The organism is Dactylosporangium sp. NPDC048998, from assembly GCF_043197855.1.
Classification (GTDB): Bacteria; Actinomycetota; Actinomycetes; order Mycobacteriales; family Micromonosporaceae; genus Dactylosporangium.
In genome coordinates this window covers 32695-50236 of record NZ_JBICTV010000004.1, presented here as the reverse complement: position 1 = coordinate 50236, position 17542 = coordinate 32695, and the positions used below count along the sequence as shown (strand labels likewise).

The 17542-nt window shown below is 69.7% G+C and carries 16 protein-coding genes and 3 tRNA genes; 12 read left to right on the top strand and 7 right to left on the bottom strand.

Annotated elements, in window-relative coordinates; all coding sequences use genetic code 11:
- Window positions 1-83: 83 nt before the first annotated feature.
- On the top strand, window positions 84-1286 hold the full coding sequence (locus tag ACGFI8_RS10990; protein WP_392803044.1) for an ABC transporter substrate-binding protein: 1203 nt from the start codon (window positions 84-86) through the stop codon (window positions 1284-1286).
- 17 nt (window positions 1287-1303) lie between these two features.
- On the opposite strand, the gene ACGFI8_RS10985 is transcribed toward ACGFI8_RS10990, so the two are convergent.
- Entirely contained in the window at window positions 1304-1696 is a 393-nt protein-coding gene (locus ACGFI8_RS10985; protein ID WP_392803041.1) for a hypothetical protein, read from the bottom strand.
- A gap of 91 nt (window positions 1697-1787) precedes the next feature.
- On the bottom strand, window positions 1788-2225 hold the full coding sequence (locus ACGFI8_RS10980; protein WP_392803038.1) for a PaaI family thioesterase: 438 nt from the start codon (window positions 2223-2225) through the stop codon (window positions 1788-1790).
- An 85-nt stretch (window positions 2226-2310) separates the two neighbouring features.
- Between ACGFI8_RS10980 and ACGFI8_RS10975 the strand changes: the two genes are divergently transcribed.
- Both ACGFI8_RS10975 and ACGFI8_RS10970 read left to right on the top strand, forming a co-directional pair.
- On the top strand, window positions 2311-3669 hold the full coding sequence (locus ACGFI8_RS10975; RefSeq protein ID WP_392803035.1) for an ABC transporter substrate-binding protein: 1359 nt from the start codon (window positions 2311-2313) through the stop codon (window positions 3667-3669).
- A 125-nt stretch (window positions 3670-3794) separates the two neighbouring features.
- Window positions 3795-4037 carry a hypothetical protein gene (locus ACGFI8_RS10970; RefSeq protein ID WP_392803032.1) on the top strand — a complete coding sequence of 81 codons (243 nt, stop codon included), beginning with the start codon at window positions 3795-3797 and terminating at the stop codon, window positions 4035-4037.
- Between the two features lie 70 nt (window positions 4038-4107).
- Here the strand turns inward: ACGFI8_RS10970 and ACGFI8_RS10965 are convergent, their stop codons facing one another.
- The 4 genes from ACGFI8_RS10965 to ACGFI8_RS10950 all read right to left on the bottom strand — a co-directional run bounded on the left by ACGFI8_RS10965 (window position 4108) and on the right by ACGFI8_RS10950 (window position 9753).
- Entirely contained in the window at window positions 4108-6288 is a 2181-nt protein-coding gene (locus tag ACGFI8_RS10965; protein WP_392803029.1) for a hypothetical protein, read from the bottom strand.
- Window positions 6289-7054: 766 nt separating this feature from the next.
- On the bottom strand, window positions 7055-7453 hold the full coding sequence (locus tag ACGFI8_RS10960) for a hypothetical protein (RefSeq protein ID WP_392803027.1): 399 nt from the start codon (window positions 7451-7453) through the stop codon (window positions 7055-7057).
- 42 nt (window positions 7454-7495) lie between these two features.
- Complete coding sequence (locus ACGFI8_RS10955) at window positions 7496-8779, bottom strand: cryptochrome/photolyase family protein (protein ID WP_392803024.1); 1284 nt, start codon at window positions 8777-8779, stop codon at window positions 7496-7498.
- Window positions 8776-9753, bottom strand: a complete 978-nt coding sequence (locus tag ACGFI8_RS10950) for a phytoene/squalene synthase family protein (protein ID WP_392803021.1) — start codon at window positions 9751-9753, stop codon at window positions 8776-8778. Before ACGFI8_RS10950 ends, ACGFI8_RS10955 begins: the two co-directional genes overlap by 4 nt.
- Window positions 9754-9854: 101 nt before the next feature.
- Here ACGFI8_RS10950 and crtI point away from each other — a divergent pair, with 101 nt between their 5' ends.
- The 6 genes from crtI (at window position 9855) to ACGFI8_RS10920 (ending at window position 13678) form a co-directional block, all read left to right on the top strand.
- Window positions 9855-11348 carry a phytoene desaturase family protein gene (gene crtI / locus ACGFI8_RS10945; RefSeq protein WP_392803018.1) on the top strand — a complete coding sequence of 498 codons (1494 nt, stop codon included), beginning with the start codon at window positions 9855-9857 and terminating at the stop codon, window positions 11346-11348.
- A 2-nt stretch (window positions 11349-11350) separates the two neighbouring features.
- Window positions 11351-12244: a MerR family transcriptional regulator gene (locus tag ACGFI8_RS10940; protein WP_392803016.1), complete on the top strand. Its 894-nt coding sequence runs from the start codon at window positions 11351-11353 to the stop codon at window positions 12242-12244.
- 135 nt (window positions 12245-12379) lie between these two features.
- A complete protein-coding gene (locus tag ACGFI8_RS10935; protein ID WP_392803013.1) occupies window positions 12380-13276 on the top strand; it encodes a polysaccharide deacetylase family protein in 897 nt (298 codons plus the stop codon).
- A gap of 143 nt (window positions 13277-13419) precedes the next feature.
- Window positions 13420-13492: transfer RNA gene (locus tag ACGFI8_RS10930), tRNA-Glu, on the top strand.
- A 14-nt stretch (window positions 13493-13506) separates the two neighbouring features.
- Window positions 13507-13580 (top strand) — tRNA-Asp (locus ACGFI8_RS10925).
- A 24-nt stretch (window positions 13581-13604) separates the two neighbouring features.
- Window positions 13605-13678: transfer RNA gene (locus ACGFI8_RS10920), tRNA-Phe, on the top strand.
- A 237-nt stretch (window positions 13679-13915) separates the two neighbouring features.
- Here ACGFI8_RS10920 and ACGFI8_RS10915 read toward each other — a convergent pair.
- Window positions 13916-14308: a hypothetical protein gene (locus ACGFI8_RS10915; RefSeq protein WP_392803011.1), complete on the bottom strand. Its 393-nt coding sequence runs from the start codon at window positions 14306-14308 to the stop codon at window positions 13916-13918.
- Between the two features lie 82 nt (window positions 14309-14390).
- On the opposite strand from ACGFI8_RS10915, the gene ACGFI8_RS10910 reads away from it, so the two are divergent.
- The 3 genes from ACGFI8_RS10910 to ACGFI8_RS10900 all read left to right on the top strand — a co-directional run bounded on the left by ACGFI8_RS10910 (window position 14391) and on the right by ACGFI8_RS10900 (window position 17504).
- Complete coding sequence (locus ACGFI8_RS10910) at window positions 14391-14756, top strand: type II toxin-antitoxin system RelE/ParE family toxin (protein ID WP_392803008.1); 366 nt, start codon at window positions 14391-14393, stop codon at window positions 14754-14756.
- Window positions 14753-15070 carry a helix-turn-helix domain-containing protein gene (locus ACGFI8_RS10905; protein WP_238014155.1) on the top strand — a complete coding sequence of 106 codons (318 nt, stop codon included), beginning with the start codon at window positions 14753-14755 and terminating at the stop codon, window positions 15068-15070. Before ACGFI8_RS10910 ends, ACGFI8_RS10905 begins: the two co-directional genes overlap by 4 nt.
- A gap of 805 nt (window positions 15071-15875) precedes the next feature.
- Window positions 15876-17504, top strand: a complete 1629-nt coding sequence (locus ACGFI8_RS10900; RefSeq protein WP_392803005.1) for an ATP-binding protein — start codon at window positions 15876-15878, stop codon at window positions 17502-17504.
- Window positions 17505-17542 lie beyond the last annotated feature (38 nt).

Here is a 17542-nt window from a genome sequence, read left to right as displayed (position 1 = left end):
GAGAGCCAAGTAACGACGTCGAGCCAAGATTCACGCTGTGTGTCGACTCCCGCGCTGTTCGGGGTCCCGGGGAGGAAAAGCACGTGTCCCACCTCAACCGCCGCCAGGCGCTCCGGCTGTTCGCGGCCGCGGGTGCGGCGGGCCTGACCGCGCCGATCCTGTCCGCCTGCAGCTCCGGCAACGGGGCCGGCTCGAACAGCGTGCCCAGCGGGCCGCCGATCAAGCTCGGCATGATCGTGCCGCAGACCGGCATGTACAAGGACCTGGGCAACGAGCTCGACAACGGCTTCAGTCTCTATCTGCAGCTGCACGACAACAAGCTCGGCGGACGCCAGGTCAACCTGGTCAAGGTCGACGAGGGCGAGAGCGCCGACAGCGGCAAGGCCGCGGCGGAGAAGCTCGTCAAGGAGGAGAAGGTCCTCGCGCTGACCGGCGTGGTCAGCCCGCAGGCCATGCTCGCGATGAAGGACACCATCGAGACCGCCCAGATCCCGCTCGTCGGCTCCAACGCCTCGCCGGCGTCGCTGCAGGGCGCCAAGTACATCTGGCGCACGTCGTTCGTCACGACCGAGCCGGGCCAGGCGATGGCGCGCTGGGCCGCGGAAAACGCGGGCGGCACCATCGCCGTCGTCGGGCAGGCCGGCCCGGGCGGCGACGAGGAGGAGGTCCGCTCGTTCGTCGAGTTCCTCAAGGGCGCCGGCGGCGACGTCGAGGGGCAGGCGAAGACGACCCCGTTCGGCGGCAAGGACTTCGGCACTGTGCTCGCCCAGGTTAAGCAGTCGCGCGCGGCGGCGATGTACGCCAGCTACGGCGGCGCGGCGGCCGTCGAGTTCGTCAAGCAGTTCCGCGGCGCGCGGTTCCCCGGCGGCTTCAAGCTGTTCGCGCCGGGCAGCCTCACCGAGGGGTACGTGCTCAGGCAGCAGGGCGACGCCGCCAAGGACATCTACACGGCGCTGAACTACTCGCCCGACCTCGACAACGCCGCCAACCGCCGCTTCATCGCCGACTACCAGAAGGCGTTCGGCGCGATCCCCACGACGTACGCGATGGCCTCCTACGACGCCGCCGCCGTGCTGGACAAGGCGATCACCGACGCGACGAGGAGCCTCGACTCGTTCTCGCTGAACGCCGCCATCGGGCGCCTCGGCCAGATCGACAGCCCGCGCGGCGGATGGCAGTTCACGCAGAACCGCACGCCGCTGCAGCGGTGGTACCTCAGGCAGGTCCGCGCCGACGGCGCGCTGCTGTCCAACGTGCTGACCGCGGAGCTGGCCACGCAGGGCTGAGCCGACCCGGCGGGACTCTACGCCGCGCCGCGCCGCTTCAGCGTGGCGACCGCCGAGCCGGCCAGCGTCAGCAGGCACTCCGGCAGCTTGCCGTCGACCAGCGCCACGGTGAACAGCGCCGTGGCGCTCGGCACGTCCTCGTTGGCGTATGCGCTCACGAACCGAGCCACCCAGCGCTTGTCGTAGTTGGCGTCGTCGATGTCCGGGAATTCCAGCCGCCACGGCCCGCGGGCCAGGTTGTCGCCCACCATCTCGCCGGCCAGGCGCCACGCGACGTCATACGCGGCGCTCATGCCGCGCCGGTCCACCACGGAGTCGAAGGTGTGGGTCACCGCGTCCTCGTCGCCCGCGAGCGCCCACTCCAGGACCTGAGCGGCGTCCTGATACGTCTCGTCTCCCGGGTCATCCACGCCGCAACCGTATGTCGCGCGGTCAAGGCCCGCCCGTCACTCCCGGCATTTCTTCGGTACCGCGAAAATCGCCCGGACCCGCGACGCGACCTCAGGACCGGCGCAGCGCGCAGGTGAGCCGGGCGGTGCAGACGCGCTCGCCGCCCTCGTCCGTGATGGCGACCTCGTACGTGGCGATCATCCCGCCCAGCCGCAGCGGCGTCGCCACGCCCGTCACCAGGCCCGCGCGCGCCGACTTGTGATGCGTGGCGTTCACCTCGATGCCGACCGCGATCCCGTTGAACAGCCGCGCCGCGTGCAGGGCCGCACCGATCGAGCCGAGCGTCTCGGCGAGCACGACCGAGGCGCCACCGTGGAGCAGCCCATACGGCTGGGTGTTGCCGGCAACGGGCATCGTCGCGACGACTCGCTCGGGCGACGCCTCCAGCAGTACGATGCCCATCCGCTCGGGCAGCGTGTCCTGCATCGACATGCCTTCCGGCAGTTCGTCACCGACAGTGATCCCGGGCTCGGTTCCTGCATCCGCCATGCCGGGAAGCGTACCCGCGCCCCGGCTTAAGTCCCGGAGCCGTCCGCGCTAAGGTGCGCACGGACCTTTGGGGAGGAGAACGCCCATGCGCGCACGGTCGGCCACCGCCATCGTGGGAGCGATCACCGCGATTGGAGTGCTGCTGGCCGCATCCGGCTGTGGTTCCAACGCGGAGAGTGACGGGAACACCGCCAAGCCTGCGGATATCCGTCTCTACGGCACGGACGGCAACATGGCCAACTCGTTCGGTGAGGCGCTCAAGGACTCCCCGGGAGTGCTGGCGGGCATGAAGGGCACGACGCCGCTGACCCCGCTCAGCGAAGATTTCAAGCGGCGCGTGAAGGCCTTGGACCCGACGCTGACCGACTTCAACTACGCCGGGGAGTCGTATGACGCGGTCGTGATCGCCGCCCTGGCCGCCGAGGCCGGCAAGTCGACCGAAGGCGGCTCGATCGCCAAGCAGATCATCGGCGTGACGACCGGCGACAACGTCTGCGACAGCGTGGCCGCGTGCCTCAACGCCGCCAGGTCGGGCAAGTCCTTCAAGTACCGGGGCATCTCGCTGCGCGGCAGCGGCTTCACCAGCGTCGGCGAGCCCTCCTCGGCGATGTACGGCGTGCTCAACTTCGGCACGACCAACACCATCGACGACGCCAAGACCGAGTTCGTCGGCGCCGGCGACGAGAAGACCGAGGACAAGACGCCCCCGCCGGCCGCCGGCAACGCCGGGAAGACTCCGAAGCCCCCGCTGAAGTACGGCCTGCTGCTGCCGAAGACCGGCGCGCTCGGCTTCATGGGCGCGCCGATGTTCGCCGCCTCCAAGCTCGCGATCAAGGAGATCAACGAGGCGGGCGGCGTGCTCGGCCAGCCGGTGCAGGTCGAGGAGGGCGACGACGGCACCAACCCCGACGTGGCCAAGGCGACCGCCGCGCAGTTCATCTCCAAAGGCGTCGCCGTGATCATCGGCGCGGGCGCCTCCGGCGTGACCAAGGCCGTCATCCCGCAGGTCGCGCAGGCCGGGCGCGTGATCATCTCGCCGTCGGCGACCTCCGACGAGCTCACCAAGTTCGACGACAAGGGCTTCTTCTTCCGCACCTCGCCGCCGGACGTGCTGCAGGCCAAGGCCGTCGCCGACATCATCATGCGCGACGGGCACACCAAGGTCGCGATCATCGCCCGCGACGACACCTACGGCAACGGCCTGGCCCAGGGCGTGCGCGCCGACCTGACCGCCGCGGGCATCAAGCCGGACAACATCCTGATCAAGATGTACGAGGCCAAGGACAAGTACGAGAAGGACGACGGCCCGCGCCTGTTCAACAAGATCGGCACGGACATCAAGGCCTTCGGGGCGACAGGCATCCTGGTCGTCGGCTTCGACGAGTCCGCGCTGGCCATCAAGGCGCTCGTCACGCAGGGCGTCAAGCAGGGCCCCAAATCCTGAGCCGGTCGGACCCGGCCCGGGCCCGGCGGCGCCGCCGGGTTTCTGGACGGCCGGTGCTCGCGCGCCGGGGGCCCAGGGCCTACGGTGAACGCGATTGCCCCCGAGTGAGGTGAGAGGACCACCGGATGAGCGAGAACGAGACCGTCGAGACCCGCGGCCATGAGCGCGTGGAGCTTCTGGTCGGCGACACCAACAACGACGGCAAGCCCGACCTCTGGGCGGTCGACACCGACGGGGACGGCAAGGCTGACCTGTTCCAGTTCGACACCGACGGCGACGGCAAGGTCGACATCACGATGAGCGACCTCGACCAGGACGGCACCCCCGACGAGGTCGTCGACGGCGACGGCGGCCAGCCCCCGGCCTGATCCCCCCGGCGCCGGAAACACCCTTCGAAGCAGCGTAGACACCCCGTCTACGCTGCTTCGCCACGCAGGCCTATTTGCGCTGCTTCGCCACGTAGTCGCGCCACTGCTGCTCGAGCTGGGCCTGCCCCACCCCGAGCACCTCCCGCGACACCGACTCGGTCTCCGACATCCGCATGAAGCCCTCGTAGAACGCGATGAGCTTCGCCTGCCCGTACGTCTCGGCGATCATCCGGCACGCGAGCCACCCACTGATGTAGTTACGCGGCTCGTCGTAGAACTGCTTGTCGGTCGGAAACTTGTCGATGGCCAGGTCACCGAGCGCGGCCCGGATGCCAGCCGCGTTGTACCCGCCGGCCCTGTACGCGACGTACTCGGCGAACCCCTCCACCACCCACCGCGGCGTGTACGGCCCGGTGACCGGCCCCATCGCCGCGTGCGTGAACTCGTGGGTCAGGTCATGCTGGAGCTCGGCCTTGGGCGCGGTCAGCTCCGTGGGGTTGAACACCACGCGCGTGGTCGCGTACGTTGGCCGCCCCGACCACTCCGCCACCGAGCCGTAGTACGGCACCGCGATCGCCGCCACCTGCGCCACCCGGTCCTGCGACTCGGCGAAGTACGTGTCGAAGATCTGCTTGTCGGTGACCGCCGTGAGCAGCACCTTGCCGTCCCACCCGCTTGACCGCACCTCCGCCACCTGCCGCAGCCCGGTCTCGGCGAGCTGCAGCAGCGCCTTGCCGTTGTCCGCCGCGCCGGCCGACAGCACCGCCACCACGCGGTCGTCCCGCACGACGCTGATCGGCCCACTGGCGTCCCACGGCTGCCCCTCGGCCCCGGTGGGCATGTCCTTGCCCGCCCCGTCCCCGGCGATGACCCACCGCCCGCCGGCGTACCCGAACACGGCCAGCCACGGCGTCGCCACCGGCACGCTGTCCACCCCCTCGATCCGGTGCCGCACCGTGACCGCGATGACCCGCACGGCCGCGTGGTACCGATCGAAGAGCTGCGAGGGCAGATAGGCCGCCATCTTCGGCGCGGACTGGACCGTACGCTCGAAGCTGAGCTCCGCGAACGGCAGCTTCGTGAGATTCTCGAACTCCTGCCGCTGCCGCTTCACGAACGCCGGGTCACTCTGGTCGACGTCCGCCATCCACGCGTCGAGGCTCTTGCTCCTGACCGCCGCCGCGTGCCGGGTCAGCACGTCGTCGATGGCCTTGCCCCCGACCTCGGGCCGCACGTCGACCCACGTGGAGGCGGTGGGCGCACTGCCCCCGCCCCGCAAAACCCAGGCGGCCGCCCCCGCCCCGCCGACCGCGAGGAGCATGCTCACCACGAGCAGCGTGGTGAGCACGGGCCAGAAGTAACTCCGCCGAGGCTGCGGCGGCAGCTGCGCCACCCACCCGTGCCCCCACACCCCCGGCGCGGGCGGTTGACCCTGCGGATACCACGCCCCCTGAGGAGGCGGCCAAGCCCCAGGGAGATGGCCACCGCCCGTGTACCGGGGAACGCCCTGCCCCGGCACGGCCTGAACCGGGCTCCCGGCGAACGCGGCCGACGAGATCAGGCCCTGGGCAGGCCCAGCGGGCACGCCCGCGATCGGGGCGTGGGACTGGGCGGGTGCGACGAGTGGGACCGTGGCGCGGGCGGGCGCGACGGGCGGGGCCACGGCGTGGGCCGGCGGGACCGCAGCCTGGGCGGGCGCGGCGAGTGCGATCGTGGCCTGGGTCGGCGCGGCAGGTGCGACCGGGGCCTCGACCTGGGGCCCGACCGCGGCGACAGGCTCGACCACAGCATCCGAACCGGCTGGCGAGGCCGCCGCGGCAGCCGCAACAGGCGGCGTCGACGCAGTCGGCTCGGCCTCCGCCTCCGGCATGGCCGGCGGGGCCGGCGCGGCCCCGGCCTCCGGTGTGGCTCCTGCCTCCGGCGCGGCCCCGGCCTCCGGCGTGGCTCCTGCCTCCAGGGTGGTCGGCGCGGCCAGTGTGGTCCCGACCTCCGGCGTGGGCGGCGCCTGCAGCGCCTGCGGCGTGGGCGGCGTCTGCGGCGTGGGCGGCGTTTGCGGCGTGGCTGGCGCGGCCGGTGTGGCGGGCGCCTGCGGCGCGACCTGAGACGGGTCGGGCGGGGCCGGTTGAGAGGTTGGGTCCGGCTCGGGGTTCGAAGGCGGCTGGGGCGAATCGTCCGGCTTCCGCTGCTGCGGGATCTGCCCGGGGAACTGCTGGGCGGCGATCGAAGCAGCGGTCGGTTCGGGGATGGTCACATTGCCTGCCGACGTCGGGAAACGGAACCACATCCTCCGCCAGGGTGCGCGCCCTTGTCGACCCCCGCCGGTCGGGCCCTTCGGCACGCCCCTGCCCAGGTCAGGTGATCTTCAGTTGGTGGGTGCGGCTCCCCTCCGGGTTCACCCGTTCGAGTGGGGTGGGTGATATTTGGGTGAGTAAGGGCCCTATGTTGTTGCATTGTGCATGTGCATGTCTGAGGATCTGTGTGTTCGTCGTTACCGAGCGTTGCGGCGCCCGAGCCCCCCGATCGTGTGCAGACAGAGGGGTCCGCGCGGTCGGGTGAACGGGCGGGCGCCCACATGCGCCAACTGGCTTGGTGGCTATGGGCGCCCGCCCCCCTTGATGCAGCGTACGAGCGCATGAGAGTCGATGAGTTGATGCACTATTCGCAGCTTGCCACCGGCCGCATCGCGGCGGCGCAGAACGTCATCTCGCTCCACCTTCCCTCGCTGGCCGGGGACCGCTGCTCCGCCTGCGGTCACGCGTTTCCGTGCCCGTTTCGCCGAGCCGCCGACGGAACGCTGGACGCCTACGGTCGGCTGCCCCGCCGCGTCCCGGGCGCCGCACTCCGCGCCGCCGGGGTCCGCGTCGGCGCCCGGGGCCGACCAAAAACCACCGGCAGCCAGTCCTTCGTCAACGGCGGTGGGCTGTGGCCCGTAAACCGGGCGAGCGCGGCAGACCGAAGCGAGGACCCGTGGCAGGACCGGCCGGGAGCGGCGCGGCGCGGCTGGTTTGAGGCGGTCGTCAACCCGGCGGTCGGGGTGGCCCGGGTCCCGAACCCGCCGCCCGCGACATCCGCGGACGACTCCGGACGCCGGCCCCGGTTCGTCCCGATTCAGCGGTCAGGATCATGACGCCGGCGCCCTCCTCCAGCCGTGGCGCCGCCGCACCGTCGAGAACCGCGGCGGCGCCCGAGCCGGGGTCTTGCGGGGCGGCATCGCGGAAGCCGCTCAGCACCGCCGCGAGCAGGCCGCCCACGTCGAGCGCGTCGGCGGCCGGGATCTCGCCGACCAGCTCGGTCACCACGCGGCCGCGGTCCCAGCCGGTCAGGCGCAGCCCGACCATCCCGTCCGTGATGCAGTGCGCGACCGCCTCGTAGCTGCGCCGGCCATCCAGCAGATCAAGGGTGAGCGTCCTGTCCATGCCTGCACCGTACGGGCGACCACCGACAGTTTTTGCGGGCCGTCACCGAACGTCGAGAGCCAGCGGCGCAGGGTATCGGCGCCGCGCCGACGGCGGCAGTTTCCACGGCTCGTGCACCGCCTTGCCGGGGATGTCCGCGAGCTCCGGCACGTAACGCCGCACGTACTCGCCCTCCGGATCGAAGCGCTCGGCCTGCCGGAGCGGATTGAACCGGCGGTACGGCCTCGTGTCGTTGCCCGTCCCGGCGACCCACTGCCAGTTGCCGTAATTGTTGGCCACGTCGCCGTCGAGCAGCAGGTCGAAGAAGTGGTCGCCGCCGGCCCGCCAGTCCACGCCGAGGTGCTTGGTCAGGTACGAGGCGGTGATCAGCCGGGCCCGGTTGTGCATCCAGCCCTCGGCGAGCAGCTGCCGCATGCCGGCGTCGACGATCGGCACGCCGGTGTGGCCGGACCGCCAGGCCTCCAGCGCGTCCCGCTCGTCGCGCCACGAGTCTTCGACGCCCGGCCGGTACGCGCGGCGGCGCAGCTGCGGGAACGCGAACAGCACCTGGTGGTAGAAGTCGCGCCAGCACAGCTGCCGCAGCAACGGCTCGGCGCCCGGGCGGCCGTCCACCCGCGCCGCCAGCTCGCGCGGCGAGAGGCAACCGAAGTGGAGGTACGGGCTCAACCGTGACGTGCGGTCTGCGGCCAGATCGTCGTGCATCTGGGGGTACACCTGGAGATGCGTCAGCCAGGCCGAGAGCCGCTCGCGCGCCGCGGACTCCCCGGCCGCCCCGTCGCCGGAGTGCGACCGGAACCAGGACTTGGGCAGGTCGGCGGGCAGGGAGATGCGCCTCGGCGCCTCGCACAGGTCGCGCCACGACGCGGCCTGCCAGGCGCGGTGGAAGGGCGTGAACACCTTGTAGTGCGAGCCCCCACCACCCGGCCGTAGCGACCCGGGCGGCACGACGGTCACCCCGGGAAAGGTGCGGAAGGCGATGCGCTCCGCCGAGCAGGCCGCGGCCAGCCGCCGCTCGCGCGACCGCGCGTAGCCGCTCACGTCCGCGGCGACGGCGATCCCCGCGGCGCCGACGGCCTTCGCGACGCGTATCGCCTCGTGGACGGGGTCGCCGTGCAGCTCGACCAGGTCGCCGCCGCGCCGCTGGAGCGCGGAGGCGAGATCGGCGAGGCACCCGGCGAGGAAGCGCCGCCGGGCCTCGCCGGCGGGCAGCGAGGGGTCGTGGACGAACATCGGCACGACGTGCTCGGCGGCGCGCGCCGAGGCCGACAGCGCCGGGTTGTCGTGCACCCGCAGGTCGCGGGTGAACAGCACGGCCGCCACGTTCATGCGGCGGTACCGCGAAGGTCCAGCAGCCCCGCCCCGTCCCGCTGCTGCGGAATGTCGAGAATGTCGGGAATCTCTGAGCTGACCGGCGCTGGCGGGGCGTCCGGGCGCGACAGGACGCATGACAGCGCCACGCCGAGTCGCCGCCACTTCGGGACCGTCGCGCGGCGCACGAACACGTCATGGTCCTGCGCCTCGACCTCGTCGAGGATCCCGCCGTAGAGGCGGTAGGCGGCGCGCATGCACGCCTGCGAGGCGGGCGCCAGCATCGGGATGCCTGGCGCGGCGAGGGCATAGTGTCGCCGGGCGCGGCTCACCTGGTACCGAATCAGGCTCTTGATGCTTTTGGAACCGACCCGGTCCGCGAGCGCTCGCCGCAGGTCCTCGCGCGTGACGCCGAACTCGGCGAGATCCTGCTGCGGCAGGTAGATCCGGCCGCGCTCGAGGTCCTCGGCGACGTCCCGGATGAAGTTGGTGAGCTGGAAGGCGAGGCCCAGTTGGCGGGCGGGCTCGCGCGCGGCGGCCCGGTCGGACGACTCGAGGATCGGCAGCATCATGGTGCCGATGACCGCCGCCGAGCCCTCCATGTACCCGAGCAGGTCGTCGTAGGTCTCGTACTGCGTGACGGTCAGGTCCATCGCCATGCTGTCGAGGAATTTGCGGAAGTCCTCGAGGTCGATGTCGAAGACCTGGATCGTGTGCAGTACCGCCGGCAGCAGCGGGTCGTCGGTGTGCCCGCCGCGCAGCCCGCGCAGGAACTCGGCCGACCACGCGGCGAGCTCCTCGGCCCGCTCCCGCGGCGTGTGGCCGCCCATGCGGTCGACGATCTCGTCGGCGTAGCGGGTGAAGCCGTACAGCGCGTGCACGTGGCGGCGCTTCCAGGCCGGCAGCAGCCGCGTCGCGAGGTAGTAGGTGCGCCCGTGGTAGCGGTGCAGCGCTCGGCACCGCTCGTACGCGGCGGCTAGGGGCGCATCCATCCGACCTCCCGTTTCGCGTCGAATCGACGCAGCAATCGACGCAATCGGAAGCCTACGCTACCCTTGCGTGCCGAGCTACACGAAACCCGGAGAGGACGGCCATGCGAACCGTTACGGGCCCGACGGATCGTGTCGTCGTCGTGGGCGCCGGCCTCGGCGGCCTGGCCGCGTCGATCCGGCTCGCCGCCACCGGGCGCTCCGTCACCCTGCTCGAGCGCCTCGACCAGCCGGGCGGCCGCGCCGGCCGGATCGCCGTGGACGGGTACGAGTTCGACACCGGCCCGACCGTGCTCACCATGCCGTCGCTGCTGGCCGACCTGCTCGGCACCGTCGGCGAGGAATTGGCCACCTGGCTGCCGATGACCAGGCTGGACCCGGCGTACCGCGCGCACTTCCCGGACGGCTCGACGCTCGACGTCATCGCGGACACCGCCCGGATGGCCGGCGAGGTCGCGCGCGTCTGCGGGTCCCGCGAGGCCGACGGCTACCTCCGCTTCGTCGACCACGCCCGCGAGCTGTGGGCGCTGGAGCGCGACGACTTCATCGACCGCAACCTCGACCGCCCGCGCGACCTGGTCACGGCCAACCTGTGGCGGCTGATCCGGCGCGGCGGCTTCGGCCGGCTGCAGTCCAAAGTGGACTCCTACTTCAAGGATCCGCGCACCCGCCGGATCTTCTCGTTCCAGGCGATGTACGCCGGTGTCGCCCCGCACCAGGCCCTCGCGCTCTACGCGGTCATCGCCTACCTCGACTCCGTCGCCGGCGTGTACTTCCCGCAGGGCGGCATCCACGCCGTCTCCCGTGCCCTGGCCGGCGTCGCCGAGAAGCACGGGGTCGAGATCGTCCACGGCGCCGACGTCACGCGCGTCGAGACGGCGAACGGCCGCGCCACCGGCGTGCTGACCGCGGACGGCCGCCGGTTCCCCGCCGACGTCGTCGTGCTCAACCCCGACCTGCCCGTCGCGTACCGGGATCTGCTGCCACCCGCGCGCTGGCGCAGCCCGCTGCTCGGCCCGCTGCGGTACTCGCCGTCGTGCGTGGTGCTGCACGTGGGCTCGCGGCAGTCCTACGGCGCCATCGCGCACCACAACATTCACTTCGGACGGTCGTGGCGCGAGACCTTCGACGAGGTCATCGACCAGGGCCGGCTGATGAGCGACCCGTCGCTGCTGGTGACCAACCCGACGCGCACCGACCCGTCGCTCGCGCCCGAGGGCCGGCAGGCCTACTACGTGCTCGCCCCGACGCCCAACCTGACCGCGAAGCGGCTCGACTGGCGCGGCCCGCTGGCCGGCAGCTACCGCGATGAGCTCATCGCGACGCTGGAGCAGCGGGGGTACGTCGGATTCGGCGACGGCATCGAGGTGTCCCGGTTCGTCACCCCGGCCGACTGGGCCGATCAGGGCATGGCCGCCGGCACCCCGTTCGCCGCCGCGCACACCCTGCGTCAGACCGGCCCCTTCCGGCCGGGCAACCTCCACCCCACACTGTCCAACGTGGTCTTCGTCGGGTCGGGCACCCAGCCCGGCGTCGGCGTGCCCATGGTGCTCATCTCCGGTCGCCTCGCGGCGTCCCGTGTCACGGGGGAGTCCTGATCTTGTCCGGGACGGTGAGTCCCGCCGCCGCGTACTCGGCCGGGGCCGTGGCACGCCGGCTCGGGGTCGCCGTCACGACCCTGCGCACGTGGCACCAGCGGTACGGGATGGGCCCGTCGCTGCACGAGCCGGGGCATCATCGGCGGTACACCGAGCAGGACATCGAGCGGCTCGAGCTCATGCAGCGGCTCATCGTCGAGGGCGTGGCCCCCGGCGACGCCGCGCGCTGGGCGCGCAAGCGCAGCCCGGCCGGCGGCGCCGCGACCGCGGGCGGGGAGGGCGCCGGGGACACCGCGGCGGCCGTGCGCGGCCTGAGCCGGGCGGCGCTGCGGCTCGACGCGCCCGCCGTACGGCAGCGCATCGCCGAGGCGGTCCGGGATCTCGGCGTGGTCGCGGCCTGGGACGGGGTGCTGCGGCCGGTCCTCGTCGCGATCGGCGAGCGGTACGCCGCGACCGGCACCCTCGTCGAGGTCGAGCACCTCGTCTCCGGCTGCATCTCCGCCGTCTTCGGCTCCCTGCCGCGCCCGCCCGCCGGCACGCCCGTCCGGATCCTGCTCGCCTGCGCCGACGAGGAGCAGCACAGCCTGCCGATCGAGGCGCTGGCGGCCGCGCTCGCGGCGGCCGGGGTGCCGGCCCGCTCGCTCGGCGCCAGGGTCCCGTCCGAGGCGCTGCTGGCCGCCGTGCGGCGCACCGGCCCGGCCGGGGTCCTCGTGTGGTCGCACCACCCCTCGACCGCCACCCCGGCGCAGCTGGAGGCCGTCCTCGCCGAGCGCGCCCGGCCCGTCGTGCTCGCCGCGGGCGGGCCGGGATGGGGTCGGCCGTCCGTACCATCGGGGGTCATCTTTCCGGACAGTCTCACAGAGGCGCTGGTGATTCTCACATCCGCACTCACCTAGTTATCTGCGTAAAAGTGCCTTGCCGAGGTACTCCCATGTTCGTGCCATGGACTGAACGTGGGAGGTTGAGTGCGCTCCGGAATCACTAACGTGTGGCTACGTCGGAGAAACCTCAAAGCCCCCTCGGAGCCCCTCATGTCACGCACCCGACTCGCGGCAGGAGCAGTGATCAGCGCCGCCGCCGTCCTGGCCATCGCCGGCTGCGCCTCCACCGCTCCCTCCGCCAACTCGTGGCACGCGTCCGGCTCCGGGTCGGCCCCGGCCGCCGAGAGCGGCGGGCCGATCAGCCACCCGATCGCCGGCGGAGCCGGCTCGTCGAGCTCGTCGAAGCCCGCGGCGTCCACATCGCCTTCCGCCTCGGCCTCCGCATCGGCCCCTGCCTCCGCCCCCGCGTCGCCCTCCGCCTCGACCTCCTCGGCCCCGCCCGTGGACGGCATCCTGCACAACACCGGATCGGGGGCGGTCGCGCTGACCTTCGACGACGGTCCCGGCCCCGACACCCCGAAGCTCCTGGCGATGCTGCGGGCGCAGGGCATCAAGGCCACGTTCTGCCTCATCGGCGTCAATGTGCAGGAGTACCCGAAGTACGTGCAGCAGATCGTCCAGGACGGCCACACGCTGTGCAACCACACCTGGAAGCACGACGAGAGCCTCGGCAAGAAGTCCGCCGACACGATCCGCGCCGACCTGCAGAAGACCAACGACGAGATCCACAAGGTCGTCCCGAACGCACCGATCAAGTACTTCCGCCACCCCGGCGGCAACTTCACTCCGCTCGCCGTGCAGATAGCCAGCGAGCTAGGCATGCAGTCCCTCGGCTGGAGCGTCGACCCGTCAGACTGGAACACCAAGAAGTGGTCCGGCCAGCAGATGACCAACCACATCATCTCCAACGTGAGGAACAACACGAAGCCCGGCTCGATCGTCCTGTCCCACGACGGCGGCGGCGACCGCAGCAGCACGATGGCCGCGTACAAGACCCTCCTGCCGGAGCTGAAGGGCAAGTTCACGCTCATAGCAATGCCGGTCTGACCAGCCAGAACCCTCCAGCCAAGCCACTGACGGATACTCATTTGGTGAACGCGCGTGGGGTCACGTATGCTCTGAAAGCCTCCGGCGGGGCCGGATGGGAGCAACACCGCGAGACTCGCAGAGTATGCGATGATTGCGGGGCCGCCCTCATCGTCTAGCGGCCCAGGACGCCGCCCTTTCAAGGCGGTAGCACGGGTTCGAATCCCGTTGGGGGCACGATTGAATAGCTAGGTCCTGTGGAGCAGTTGGAGTGCTCGCCGCCCTGTCAAGGCGGAGGTCGCGGGTTCAAGTCCCGTCAGGACCGCAAGGCCCACTCGTGGGTCACTCTGGGCAGGTAGCTCAGTCGGTACGAGCGTCCGCCTGAAAAGCGGAAGGTCGGCGGTTCGACCCCGCCCCTGCCCACAAAGCTCTTCGCCGGGCTTTACAGACCCCGACCAGCGGAAACGCGGTCGGGGTCTTTGTTGTTCGTCACCTTGCTACGAAGATCGTTATGTAGCAAGGCCGGGCTTCGGAGCAGCGGACGGTCACCGAGGCGTGCCGCAGTCTGCCTCCCGGCAAGCCGCCGGGCCGCTTGGACGACATCAAAGACCGTGTGACCAGATCGAGCAGGGCGAAGTCGCTCAGCCTGACGATGTTGATTCAGGTCGGCTTCCGCTCGTACCCGAACTCGTCGTGAACCCAGCGATCGAGGTAGGCCGCTCTGTCATGCTGCGTCTCCACAGCTTCCAGCCACTCGGCGGCTGCCTGCTTCATATGGCGCACCGCGGCGGCGTCCTGCTCCGGCGAACCCCTGCCCGGAGCGTCCATCTCATCTGTCAGAGCTCCCCAGATGAGAGATAGAGCCCCCGGCACTTCGGCGATGTACTCGCCTCCAGGCGTCTCGGACATCGCGCTCATGGCCAAGCCCAAAAACCCGATACCCGCATCGTAGGTTGGCTGACCCGCGTCCGCGTCCCGCACGAGGCGCGCCTGGTTCACGGTCGCTGCGAGGAAGTCCTCTGGCCCGGTCTCCGGGTGCCATCTACCTGCCACGGCGCACACAGTATGCGGTCAAGCCTGAAGCACCCGGTCAACTCGACCAGCCCAGAAGTATAGAATTCGCTATACTCTGTGGGTGGCCACACCGGAGTGGGACATCTACGTCGTGAACGAGGTCCGCGAGTGGATCGACGCGTTGGATGATGCGACTCACGAACGAGTCGTCCAGGCACTCGACGCTCTAGCGGAGGGCGGTCCGGGCCTCGGCCGGCCGCTCGTCGACAGCATTGCCCACTCAACGGTCGCCAACCTCAAGGAACTCCGTCCTGGCACCGCGCGCATCCTGTTCGTCTTCGATCCGTGGCGCTCCAGCATCCTGCTGGTCGCTGGCGACAAGGCTGGACAATGGAACGCCTGGTACCAGGAAGCCATCCCGCTTGCCGAGCAACGCTACGAGATCTACTTGAAAGAACGGGCGCAGGAGGAAGGTGGCCAGCGATGAGCAGTTACGTGCGCTGGAGCGACATTCGTGCCGAACATGTCGAGCGGGCCGGTGGCGAGGAAGCGGTCGCGGCAGGTAAGCAGGAACTCCTTGCGACCGTCCTCGGCCATCGGCTGGCCGAGGTCCGCAAGCAGCGTGGCCTGACGCAGCAGGAGGTCGCCGACCGCATGGGCGTCACCAAGGGACGCGTGTCGCAGATCGAGCAGGGCCAGGTGTCGGGCCAGGACGTGGTCGCCCGTTTCGCGGCGGCGCTCGGTGGGCGCCTCCATCAGGCGATCTACTTCGACGATGGTGATATCGCAGCTATCGCCTGACGACATCCGGATGTAGCAACGCGTGTAGCAACGGCCGCGCACGACGGCACTCATCTCCGACCCATTCCGGACCTCACCGCCGCCCGGAACCCCCGCTAACACGAACCTGCGTTGATCTGAAAAGCGGAAGGTCGGCGGTTCGACCCCGCCCCTGCCCACAAGTCCTTCGCCGGGCTTCGGAGACCCTGACCAGTGGAAACGCGGTCGGGGTCTTCTGCTTTCCGGCTTCGCTCCTTGACCGCGGTTACCCCGTTCTGCCCCCTGTTGGCCGTCGCTGGTTGCACGTATGTTGCACGACCCTGAGCGTCCCGCTGGCTGGCTTTAAGCCCTCCGTATACCCGTCGTCCACCTTCCGGGGAACGGGGCGGCGGTGGGGGCTGCCCTGGTGAGTACGGACGGCGAGGGCCGCGATCACGCTTGGCGGCCCCCGCCGGCGGCCCGTTGGCGTCGCCTGGACGACGGGGGTGCGGAGGGCGGCCCACCGGAACCCAGAGGCCCCCGGCTGGAGGCCCCGCCGGAGGCGAAGAGCGCGACTACACGCGGAGTCGGCAGGGAGCCTACCTTCACGCGGTCGATGGCCGAGACGCAGAGATTGCCGCCGCCCTGTCGGCATTGGCAGGGCATGGCAACGCAGCCAAGCTGCCAAGGGCGATCGTGATGAAGCACTAACCCTGCTCTGGAGTAGCACGGCGAGCCGCAGGAGTCTCTGCTGAGCTGACTGGGTGCCGTTATGGCAAGTTATGAAGCCCTTGTTACGGCCGGGCTGGCTGCTTACAAGGGCTTCATAACCTGTCATACTGCCGTCGTGACGATCCGAGTCGGTGCCAAGTACACGGTGCAGCAGTTCGCCGCGCTCATCGAACGGGAGACGTACCAGGTCGAACTGAAGACCGGTGCGAGCCCGAGCAAGCTCCAAGAGGCCATGGTGGCGTTCAGCAATGGTGATGGCGGCGTGCTCTTCATTGGCGTGACGGACAAACGAGAGGTCGTCGGACGCAAACTGGACCAAGGCACTGATGATCAAATCCATGAGGCAGCGCTGGCCGCTCATGATGTTGGCCGCTATACGGTCAAGGAAATTGATGTCGACGGCAAGGCCGTGGTTGCAATTGTGGTCAAGAGGCGTGAGGAAGGATTCGCCCAAACCAGTGATGGTCGGATTCTGGTGCGCAAGGGAGCGCGTAACGTCGCGTTGTTCGGCGCTGACGCCTGGGAATTCATGAGCAGTCGCAAGCTTCGGAGATTCGAGCGGGCAAACGCCGAAATCTCTCTGGATGACTGTGACTCGGACGCCTTGCTTGAGCTATCCGAGGTATATGGATGGTCGCTGTCGTCGCCCGACCTTCCGGATCGTCTTGGCGAGCGCGGGCTGGCGGTTGGCGAGAATCTCACCATCGCTGGGGCGTTGTTCCTTACAACGCCGTCGGATTCGCTACAGCTGAACAAAGCAATCGTGGAGGTCAGAAGATACCCGGACGACGGAACCGACTACGACCGGCGGGAGGTATTCGATGGCCCGCTTCCTGCGCAGGTTCGCGGAGCGACTAAGTTCATAACAGATGAGCTTGGGAGTGATCTGGTGGTGACCGGGCTCTACAGGTACGAAATTCCAAAGCTTCCAGAGGTGGTCGTTAGGGAGGCTATCGCCAATGCGGTAGCGCACCGAAGCTATGAGATCAACCGCACCGCAATTCTGGTCGAGATCCGTCCGGATGTCGTTGTAGTACGGTCTCCAGGCGGCTTGCCCGAGCCGGTCACGGTCGAAACAATCCGGCAGGCACAAGCGGCCCGAAACCCGGACATCATCGACGTTCTGCGACGGTTCAGCCTTGCTGAAGACGCAGGCCGAGGCATCGACGTCATGGAGGACGAGATGGAGGAGGCCCTTCTCGATCCGCCCGAATTCATCGACGATGGCATATCGGTAACGGTGCGTCTCCCGCTGCAAGGTCCGATTACTCCACGGGAGCGCGCATGGGTCTCGGACTTGGAGCGGCAGGGACGAATGTCTGGTTCTGACAAACTACTTCTCGTACATGCTGCGCGCGGCAACGAGCTAACGAACGGGGTCGCACGAGGAGTTCTTAAGACAGAAGACAGTGGCGTCGCTCGTCGTGCGCTTCAGCGACTCCGCGATGCGGAACTGCTCGAGCAAGTTGGCGAGAGGGGCAGTTCGACGTATTACCTTGCTGAGTCGATCGCTCCTCCGGCGGCTTATCGGTTCTCGCTCCATCAGCTTATTGGCATGGTGCTGGACGCAGCGGAGGTCGAGGAACTCTCGAATGAGCGCGTCCGGGAGCTTACAGGACTTAACAGGCAGCAGTCCTTGACGCTGCTTCAGCAACTCGTACGCGACGGTCGTCTCCTGCAAACTGGATCACGGCGTGGAACTAGGTATGTTCTGCCGGCGGACGACGATGAGGGCCTCTTCTAGAAGAGGCAAGCACGCGGCGACGTCAGTTGAAACGCACG

Excerpts from the sequence above, each read along its gene's own strand:
- ACGFI8_RS10980 (WP_392803038.1), bottom strand. The coding sequence starts at position 2,225 with ATGGCGGATGCAGGAACCGAGCCCGGGATCACTGTCGGTGACGAACTG.
- crtI (WP_392803018.1), top strand. The coding sequence starts at position 9,855 with ATGCGAACCGTTACGGGCCCGACGGATCGTGTCGTCGTCGTGGGCGCC.
- ACGFI8_RS10960 (WP_392803027.1), bottom strand. The coding sequence starts at position 7,453 with ATGGACAGGACGCTCACCCTTGATCTGCTGGATGGCCGGCGCAGCTAC.
- ACGFI8_RS10970 (WP_392803032.1), top strand. The coding sequence starts at position 3,795 with ATGAGCGAGAACGAGACCGTCGAGACCCGCGGCCATGAGCGCGTGGAG.
- ACGFI8_RS10955 (WP_392803024.1), bottom strand. The coding sequence starts at position 8,779 with ATGAACGTGGCGGCCGTGCTGTTCACCCGCGACCTGCGGGTGCACGAC.
- ACGFI8_RS10905 (WP_238014155.1), top strand. The coding sequence starts at position 14,753 with ATGAGCAGTTACGTGCGCTGGAGCGACATTCGTGCCGAACATGTCGAG.
- ACGFI8_RS10975 (WP_392803035.1), top strand. The coding sequence starts at position 2,311 with ATGCGCGCACGGTCGGCCACCGCCATCGTGGGAGCGATCACCGCGATT.
- ACGFI8_RS10950 (WP_392803021.1), bottom strand. The coding sequence starts at position 9,753 with ATGGATGCGCCCCTAGCCGCCGCGTACGAGCGGTGCCGAGCGCTGCAC.
- ACGFI8_RS10935 (WP_392803013.1), top strand. The coding sequence starts at position 12,380 with ATGTCACGCACCCGACTCGCGGCAGGAGCAGTGATCAGCGCCGCCGCC.